The following is an 8288-nucleotide window of genomic DNA, read 5'->3' as shown; positions in this document are numbered from 1 at the left end:
GTCACCGCCGGCTGCTCCCCGCCGCCGCCCCGGCGGTTGCGCGACCAGCGCCACCAGCCGTACACGCTGACCGCGAAGAAGAAGACCTGCCGGCCGGCCTGGCCGTAGAGGTCGTGCGCCTGCGGGGTGGCGAAGACCCCGCCGAGGAAGACGGTGAACAGCAGCGCGTTGCCGATCATGCCGACCGGCCAGGCCCAGACCAGCCGGCGCAGCCCGAGCAGCGCGGAGGCGAGGCCGAAGACGTTGCCGACGATCTCCCGGACCAGCACCGGCGAGCCGGCGACGTGGACCTGGGCGTCGAGCAGCCAGCCGAGCGGGCCCGTCACCGGGCACCTCCGGTGAGCCGGTCGCCGAGCAGCCGCTCGACGTACTTGGCCAGCACGTCGACCTCGAGGTTGACCGGGTCGCCGGCGCTCTTGGCGCCGAGGGTGGTGAGCTTGAGGGTGGTGGGGATCAGCCCGACGGTGAACCAGTCGTCGCCGACCTCGGCCACGGTCAGCGAGACGCCGTCGACGGTGATCGAACCCTTCTCCACGACGTACCGGGCCAGGCCGGCGGGGAGCCGGAAGCGGACCGTCTCCCACTGCGCGGCCGGTTCCCGGGAGACGACCTCGCCGACCCCGTCGACGTGGCCCTGGACGAGGTGCCCACCGAGCCGGCTGTTCAGCGCGGCGGCACGTTCCAGGTTGACCGGGTCGCCGGGGCGCAGCGCCCCGAGCGCGGTACGCCGCAGCGTCTCCCCCATCACGTCGGCGGTGAAGACGCCGCCGTCGACGTCGACCACGGTCAGGCAGACCCCGTTGACCGCGATGGAGTCGCCGTGCCGGGCGTCCGAGGTGACCAGCGGGCCGCGGATGGCGACCAGCGCGGAGTCGCCTCCGGTCTCGGTGGTCCGGACGACCTCGCCCAGCTCCTCGACGATGCCGGTGAACATGTCAGGCCTCCCTCTTCCGGGGCAGCGCGGTGATCCGCAGGTCGGGACCGACCTGCGTAACGTCGGTGATCTCCAGGTCGATCGCGTCGGCGATGGTCGTCACGCCGGCGTCGAGCAGGGCGGTGGGGCCGGCGCCGAGCAGCTTCGGCGCGACGTACCCGACGATCTTGTCGACCAGCCCGGCGGCGAGGAACGCCCCGGCCAGCCGCGGTCCGCCCTCCAGCAGGGCGGCCCGGACGCCGCGGTGGTGCAGCTCCGCGAGCAGCGCGGGCTGGTCGACCCGGCCGTCCGGGCCGGCGCCGACCTCCGCCGCGGTCGCGATCCAGGTCCGGGCGGCGCCGTCGCGGACCCGGGCGTCGGCCGGGGTACGCCCCGAGCTGTCCACCACCACGCGCAGCGGCTGCCGGATGGCCAGGGTGCCGTCACGCAGGTTGCGGGCGGTGAGCCGGGGGTCGTCGGCGAGCACGGTGCCCACCCCGGCGATCACCGCGTCGACGGTGCCGCGCAGGGCGTGCACGTCGATCCGGGCCGCCTCGGAGGTGATCCACATGCTGGTGCCGTCGGCGGCGGCGGAGCGCCCGTCCAGGGTGGCCGCGTACTTCCAGATGAGGTACGGCCAGCCGCGGCGCATCGAGGTGAGCCAGGCGATGTTGCCGGCCTCCGCCTCGTCGGCGCGTACCGCCGTCTCGACCTCGATCCCGGCGGCGCGCAGGGTGGCCGCGCCGCCGGAGGCGACCGGGTTGGGGTCCGGGACGGCGATCACGACCCGGGCGACCCCGGCCGCGATGAGGGCGTGGCTGCACGGGCCGGTGCGGCCGGTGTGGTCGCAGGGTTCCAGCGTGACCACGGCGGTGCCGCCGCGGGCCCGCGTGCCGGCCTGGGCGAGCGCGACGATCTCGGCGTGCGGTCCGCCCGCGTACGCGTGGAAGCCCTCCCCGACGACCTCGCCGTCGGCGTCGAGCAGCACGCAGCCGACGACCGGGTTGGGGCTGGTGGTGCCGAGGCCGCGGGCGGCCAGCGTGATCGCGCGACGCATCGCCTCGTCGACGGAGACGCTCGCCATCGCCTGCCCCTGCCCTCTCGCTCGCCGGTCGCGCGCGGGCGGGGCGGGGAATGGCGGCACGGGTGCCGCGGACAGGCGGCGGCGGAGATCCCGGGGACGGCGGAGCCGACCCCGGGGAGCCCGGACGGCGGCCGACAGCGCGGCGGCCGGCAGGGGCCTCCCCGTCCCGCGCGCTGTCTCCCATCCGGACTGTCTGGAGGGCGGACGAACCGCTCCCCAACCGTCGGCCCCGGATTCTCACCAGGTCCACCGTCCGGCCGAAGCCGTCCGGGTCGCGGGCTTACCACGGTCGGACCGTGGATCACCGCCGGTTCGGAATTTCACCGAGCCCCGCCAGCGCGTGGTGGGTACACCGGAAGTCTTACACGTTCGAGCGGGCCCTGCGCCACAGAGGCGAGGTACCTCACAGGAAGAACAGGGGTGTCACGGTACGCCCCTACGCCGGTCGACCGCGACGTACGACCCGGGTTGGCTCTTGGCGACCGATTTCATCTCCGATGCCACCGCGATCGCCTCCAGGGGGTCGGTGAACCGCCGGTCGGAGTCGGAGAGGGAGACCCCGATGGAGAGGGTGACCAGGGCGGCCCGCCGGATGTTGCCGCGCCGGTCCTTCAGCTCGACGAAGCCGCGCTCCCGATCGGTCGGGTCGTAGAGGGCGTCGGCGGCCTTCTCGAAGTCGACCACGGCCCGGCTGGTCAGCGGCCGGATCTGGGCGGGGGTGCAGACGATGACGAAGTCGTCGCCGCCGACGTGGCCGAGGAAGGCCGGCGGCAGCCCGATCGAGACCACGGCCCGGTGCAGGCTGCGGGCCAGGGCGGAGATGAACTCGTCACCGCGGACGAAGCCGTACCGGTCGTTGACGCTCTTGAACCGGTCGATGTCGATGTAGCCGACCGCGTAGTCGGCGCCGTTGCGCACCCGGTCGCTGATCTCCCGGCGGATCCGGCTGTTGCCGGGCAGCCCGGTCAGCGGGGAGACCTCCCGGAACTCCTTGTTGCGCCGCAGCGTGGAGTTGACCCGGGCCACCAGTTCGAGGGTGTCGAAGGGCTTGACCAGGTAGTCGTCGGCGCCGACGCTCAGCCCGTTGACCTTGTCCTGGGTCATGCCCTTCGCGGTCAGCATGATCACCGGCAGGGCCGAGGTCATCGGGTCGGCCCGCAGCCGGCGGGTCAGCTCCAGGCCGTCGATCCGGGGCATCATCAGGTCCACCACGGCCAGGTCCGGGCGTTGCCGCTCGATGACCTCCAGGGCTTCCTGCCCGTCGCTGGCGTGCAGCACCTCGAAGCCGTGCAGCCGCAGGTTGAACTCGACGAAGCGGGCGATGTCCGCGTCGTCGTCGACGACCAGGATGACGTCGGGCCGGTCGCCGGTGGGGTCCACGTCAGGCCCCGGTCATCCCGCGTTCCGCCAGGCCGCGCAGCCGGCGTACCGCCTCGGCCGGGTCGTCGGCGCCGTAGACCGCGGTGCCGGCCACGAAGGCGTCGGCGCCCGCGGCGGCGGCCTGCTCGATGGTGTCGGCGGCGATCCCGCCGTCGACCTCGATCCGCAGCTCCAGGTGGCCCGCGGCGACGTGCCGGCGGGCGGCGCGCACCTTGTCCAGCAACTGCGGGATGAACCGCTGCCCACCGAAGCCGGCCTTGATCGTCATGATCAGCAGCGTGTCGAAGCTGGGCAGCAGCTCCAGGTACGGCTCGATCGGGGTGTCCCGGTCGATGGCCAGCCCCGCCTTGGCGCCGGCCGAGCGGAGGTCCTTGGCCAGGGCCACCGGGTCGTCGCAGGCCTCGGCGTGGAACGTGACGTTGTACGCCCCGGCGTCGGCGTAGCCGGGCGCCCAACGCCGCGGGTCCTCGATCATCAGGTGCACGTCGAAGGGGAGTTCGGTCGCCGCGCGCAGGCTCTGCACCACCGGTAGCCCGATGGTCAGGTTGGGCACGAAGTGGTTGTCCATGACATCCACGTGCAACCAGTCGGCGGCGTGCTCGACGGCGCGCACCTCGTCGGCGAGGCGGGCGAAGTCGGCGGCCAGGATGCTGGGGGCGACGATCGGCGGCGGTACGGTCACCGGGCCAGTGTACGAACGCGGTCAGCCACCGCCCGCAGCGCGGCACCGTCGGAGACTCGCAGTGACTCAGCGGTGACCCCCGGTGCAGAATGCGTCCGTCCGGAGAAAAATCCGGAACGAGAAGCCAGGCGCGGGTGGCCGATCGGCGGAAAGACGGCGAAACTCCAACAGGGACGGTCACGTAAGCTGCACGCCCGGTGGCGGAGGACGCCGTGCGGGCCGCCGCGACCGGCTGTCATCTTCCCGGAAAGGGCGGACGATGCGACGGTGGCTCCTGGCGCTGGCGCTGGCCGGCACGGCGACGGTGGTCCTGGGTGGCTGCGTCCAGACGCACCGGGCCGACGGTGACCTGACCGACGACTGGCCCGCGTTGCCGGCGCCCCGGTCGTTCGTCCCCGCCACCGACGCCTGCCTCCCCCGGATCACCGCGGTGGTGCAGGCCGGCACGTACGAGACGGTGGACTGCGGCCGCAGCCACCTCGCCGAGGTGGTGCACGTCGGCACCTTCGTCGGGGCCGCCGCGGCCGGGGCCCGACCCGAGCCCGGCTCCCCCGCGCTCCGGGTCGCCCGGGCGGAGTGCGACCAGCGGGCCCGGCAGGTCATCGGCGGGGACTGGCACGGCGCCCGGCTCACCATGAACATCGCCCTGCCCACGGTGACCGCCTGGCTGTCCGGCGCGCGCTGGTACCGCTGCGACCTGGCCGAGACCGACAGCATCGACAACACCCGCCCGGTCAACCGGGTGGGCAGCCTGCGCGGCTCGCTGGTCGGCGACAACCCGCTCGTGCACCGCTGCTTCGACCCGAAGCTGATCGGCGACAACCTCAACTACATGGCCCCGGTGCTCTGCGCCGAGCCGCACCGGGCCGAGTTTGTCGGCGTCTACGAGGAGCGGGACATGAGCTGGGACCGGTTCACCCGGTCCGCCGCGCAGGTGCACCGCCGGTGCATGGCGCTCATCGCGGTCTTCGCGAACGTGCCGAACAACAGCGAGCTGCCGTACCGGGCCGGTTCGATCTTCTACCCGCCGTCCCAGCGGGAGTGGGCGGAGGGCGACCGCGGGGTGCGCTGTTTCCTGTGGAGCGACGACCGGCGGCTGACCCGTTCGATGCGCGGGGTCGGCCCGGAGGGACTCCCCGTCATCTAGGCCGCGTCCCGCCGCGGCGCGGTGGTGATCGGGAGGCCACGGCCGGCGCGCTCGTGCCGTATGCTGCACCGCCGTAGCGGTCGACGACGGGGAGGTCGGTGCGATGCGGCGATGGTGGACGGCGGCCGCCCTGGGCGTGACCGCGGTGCTGGCGCTCACCGGGTGCGGGGCGCCGGGCGGGGTGGACCGGGACCTGGCCGACGACTGGCCGGCACTGCCGGCCGCCAAGGCGTTCGTGCCGGAGGCCGGCACCTGCCACGCCACCCTGCAGGACGTCGGCTATCTCAGCGGTTACAACCCGATCGACTGCGCCGCCGGGCACCGGTCCGAGACGCTGCACGTGGGCACCCTGACCGGCACGGACGCCGCCCGGTCCACGCTGCCGCGCCCCGGCTCGAACGGCGTACGCGCCGCCCGGGCCGAGTGCGACCGGAAGGTCAACACGGCGGTCGGGGCGGACTGGCGCAGCGGCCGACTGCTGCTCTCCGTGATCTTCCCGTCGGCGCAGGCGTGGGCCGGCGGGGCCCGCTGGTTCCGCTGCGACGTCTCGGAGGTGGAAAGCCTCGACGACGGCAGCGTCACCCTGCACAGCGGCAGCCTGCGCGGCGCGCTGAAGCCGGGCTCCCCGCTGGCCTTCGGCTGCTTCAACCCGAAGCTGGTCAAGGACGACATCGAGGAGATGCGGCCGGTGGCCTGCACGGCGAAGCACCACGCCGAGTTCGTCGGGATCTACCAGTTCCCGGACGTCTCGTACGCGCAGTTCCGCAGTTCCTCGGCGCGGACGCACAAGGCCTGCCGGAGCCTGATCGCGAAGTACGCGAAGGTGCCCGACAACAGCGACATGCAGTACCGCGCCGGCACGATCATCTACCACCCCCTGGAAGAGGAGTGGAAGAACGGCAACCGGGGCGTGCAGTGCTTCCTGTGGCTGTCCGACCGGACGCTGACCCGCTCGGTCAAGGGCGCGGGCAGCAAGGGGCTGCCGCTGCGGTGAGCGGGGCGGGACGGACCGAGCGGCCCGACCCGCCCCGGGCGGTGCGTGCCTAGCCGACCTGCAGGGTCACGTCGTCGATGACGAAGCTGGTCTGCAGGGATGCGTCCTCCACGCCGGTCCACTTGAGCGTGACCGTCTGCCCGGCGTACCCGGCCAGGTTGAAGGTGCGCTGGATGTAGCCGCCGGCCGCGTTGAGGTTCGAGTACGTCGCCAGCGTGGTGCTGCCGACCTGCACGGTCAGCTTGTCGTACGCGGTCGAGGCGGTGGTCTCGGCCGTGTCGATGTGCAGCCAGAAGGCGAGGGTGTAGCTGCTGCACCCGGCCGGCAGGGTCACCGACTGGGACAGGGTGTCGGTGTGCGAGCTGCCGTACCCGTCCAGCCACGCCTTGTACGACCCGGTCCGGGCCGCCTGGCCGGTCGAGTTGGTGATCACGCCCGAGCTGGCGGTCCACGGCGCGGTGCCCGACTCGAAGCTGCTGTTGCCGATGAGTTGCCCGCCCGTGCACCCGCCGCCCGTGCCTGTCACGGTGAGGCTGTAGCTGGCGCTGTGGGTGGCCGAGCCGGTGCCGGTGACCGTGATGGTGTACGTGCCGGTGGCGGCCGTCGAGGAGGCGTTGACCGTCATGGTCGCCGAGCCGCCGGAGGTCACCGAGGACGGGCTGAAGCTGACCGTCACCCCGCTCGGCGCCCCGGCGGCGGACAGGCTCACGGTCTGGGCGCTGCCGCTGGTGGTGGCCGTGTTGACGGTCGCGCTGGTGGCGCCGCCCTGGGCGACGCTGCCGGAGGTCGGGCTCACCGCGATCGAGAAGTCGTTGGCCGGGGTGCCGCCGACCGCCGTGTTCCAGATCGTGTACGCCACGCCGTCGGCGCTGCGGTTCAGGATGGTCGCGTTGATGTTGCTGGTGGTGTCGCAGGCCTTGTGGTAGCAGGAGTCGTACGCCGCCCCGGCGGTGCCGCCCCACTTGCTGGCCTGGGCGGACGTCTTGGTGTAGCTGGCCCCCGCGGCGTACCCGGAGGTCTGGATGCCGGCGTTGGCGAACGAGTAGTCGTCGCTGCGGCCCGCGCCCTCGGTGTTCTCCTCCGGCTGCAGGTTGAACGAGTCCCAGTACGCCTTCAGCGGCGCGGCCGTGGCGGAGGTGATCCGGTTGATGAAGTAGCCGCCGTTGGGCGAGGCCACCATGTCGAAGTTGTAGTACCCCTTGATGTAGCTCTTCTGCGTCGAGGTGAGCTGGCCGACGTAGTACTTCGAGCCCTGCAGGCCCTGCTCCTCGCCGTTCCACCAGGCGAACCGGACCCGCTTGGTCATGGCCGGGTTCTGGCTCGCCAGGACCAGCGCGTTCTCCAGCAGGGTGGCCGAGCCGGAGCCGTTGTCGTTGATGCCCGGGCCGGCGGAGACGCTGTCCAGGTGGGCGCCGAACATGATCACCTGGTCGGCGGGACCCTGCGGCCACTCGGCGATCAGGTTGCTCGCCGGGTAGGTGCAGGTGGTGCAGGTCTGCTCGGTGACCGTGTAGCCGGCCGCCTGCAGCTTCTGCTTCACGTACGCCACCGAGGCGGTGTAGCCGGCCGAGCCGGCCCGCCGGGTGCCGCCGTTGTTGGTGGCGATGGTGTTGAGCTGGGTCAGGTGGGCCTGGACGTTGGTCACCGAGATGTCGGGGGCCGCGGCGGCGGCCAGTTGCGGTGCCGCCGGTGCGGGGGCCGCGGAGGCGGAGGGCGCGGCCAGGGCCGCCGTAATGGCGGCGGAGAGGGCGAGCGCGAGGCCCGCGATCGGGGTGCGACGTCTCATGGAGACTCCTCGTGGGGGTCGGCGGGGCGGACGGGCGGGGTGCGAGCGCCCCCGTGGGCCCGCGTGCGAACCGCAGGCTTGATCGGAACAGTTACATGTATCGATCTGCGAGTCAACGGGCCGTCACATCCCACCTGAACACTCCCCCCGCCGGGATGCCCGCCATCCCCCGGAACCGCCTCCTGCGCAGAGTTGATCAAGGGGTTTGCGTCGGGAAGTGGGGGGTGGGCGGCGCAAACCCCCAGTAGAACTCGGTTTGGGATAGCGCCGGGGGGAGGCGCGGCGGGAGATAGGGAGAGGGG

Annotated in this window: 8 protein-coding genes and 1 riboswitch; of the genes, 2 read left to right on the top strand and 6 right to left on the bottom strand. The window is 72.8% G+C overall.

The window, feature by feature from the left end; genetic code table 11:
• From ACWEVO_RS22115 to rpe, 5 genes are all read right to left on the bottom strand, one after another.
• A partial coding sequence (locus tag ACWEVO_RS22115) for a nicotinamide mononucleotide transporter family protein (RefSeq protein ID WP_452309427.1) occupies positions 1-326 on the bottom strand: 326 nt, incomplete at its 3' end.
• Positions 323-934, bottom strand: a complete 612-nt coding sequence (locus tag ACWEVO_RS22110; protein ID WP_452309426.1) for a riboflavin synthase — start codon at positions 932-934, stop codon at positions 323-325. The genes ACWEVO_RS22115 and ACWEVO_RS22110, both read right to left, overlap by 4 nt.
• 1 nt (position 935) lies before the next feature.
• Entirely contained in the window at positions 936-1997 is a 1062-nt protein-coding gene (ribD, locus tag ACWEVO_RS22105) for a bifunctional diaminohydroxyphosphoribosylaminopyrimidine deaminase/5-amino-6-(5-phosphoribosylamino)uracil reductase RibD (protein WP_452309425.1), read from the bottom strand.
• Between the two features lie 168 nt (positions 1998-2165).
• Positions 2166-2339, bottom strand: a riboswitch (FMN riboswitch).
• Positions 2340-2420: 81 nt separating this feature from the next.
• On the bottom strand, positions 2421-3377 hold the full coding sequence (locus ACWEVO_RS22100) for a GGDEF domain-containing response regulator (RefSeq protein WP_452309424.1): 957 nt from the start codon (positions 3375-3377) through the stop codon (positions 2421-2423).
• Position 3378: 1 nt separating this feature from the next.
• Positions 3379-4059, bottom strand: a complete 681-nt coding sequence (rpe, locus tag ACWEVO_RS22095) for a ribulose-phosphate 3-epimerase (protein WP_452309423.1) — start codon at positions 4057-4059, stop codon at positions 3379-3381.
• A gap of 259 nt (positions 4060-4318) precedes the next feature.
• Between rpe and ACWEVO_RS22090 the strand changes: the two genes are divergently transcribed.
• Complete coding sequence (locus tag ACWEVO_RS22090; RefSeq protein WP_452309422.1) at positions 4319-5206, top strand: septum formation family protein; 888 nt, start codon at positions 4319-4321, stop codon at positions 5204-5206.
• 103 nt (positions 5207-5309) lie between these two features.
• Positions 5310-6200: a septum formation family protein gene (locus ACWEVO_RS22085; RefSeq protein ID WP_452309421.1), complete on the top strand. Its 891-nt coding sequence runs from the start codon at positions 5310-5312 to the stop codon at positions 6198-6200.
• A 49-nt stretch (positions 6201-6249) separates the two neighbouring features.
• Here the strand turns inward: ACWEVO_RS22085 and ACWEVO_RS22080 are convergent, their stop codons facing one another.
• Positions 6250-7986, bottom strand: a complete 1737-nt coding sequence (locus ACWEVO_RS22080; RefSeq protein WP_452309420.1) for a M28 family peptidase — start codon at positions 7984-7986, stop codon at positions 6250-6252.
• Positions 7987-8288: the final 302 nt, after the last annotated feature.

It is taken from the genome of Micromonospora sp. NPDC003776 (assembly GCF_053605645.1).
Note: the sequence above shows the minus strand (reverse complement) of the source record. Positions and strands in the feature narration are given on the sequence as shown.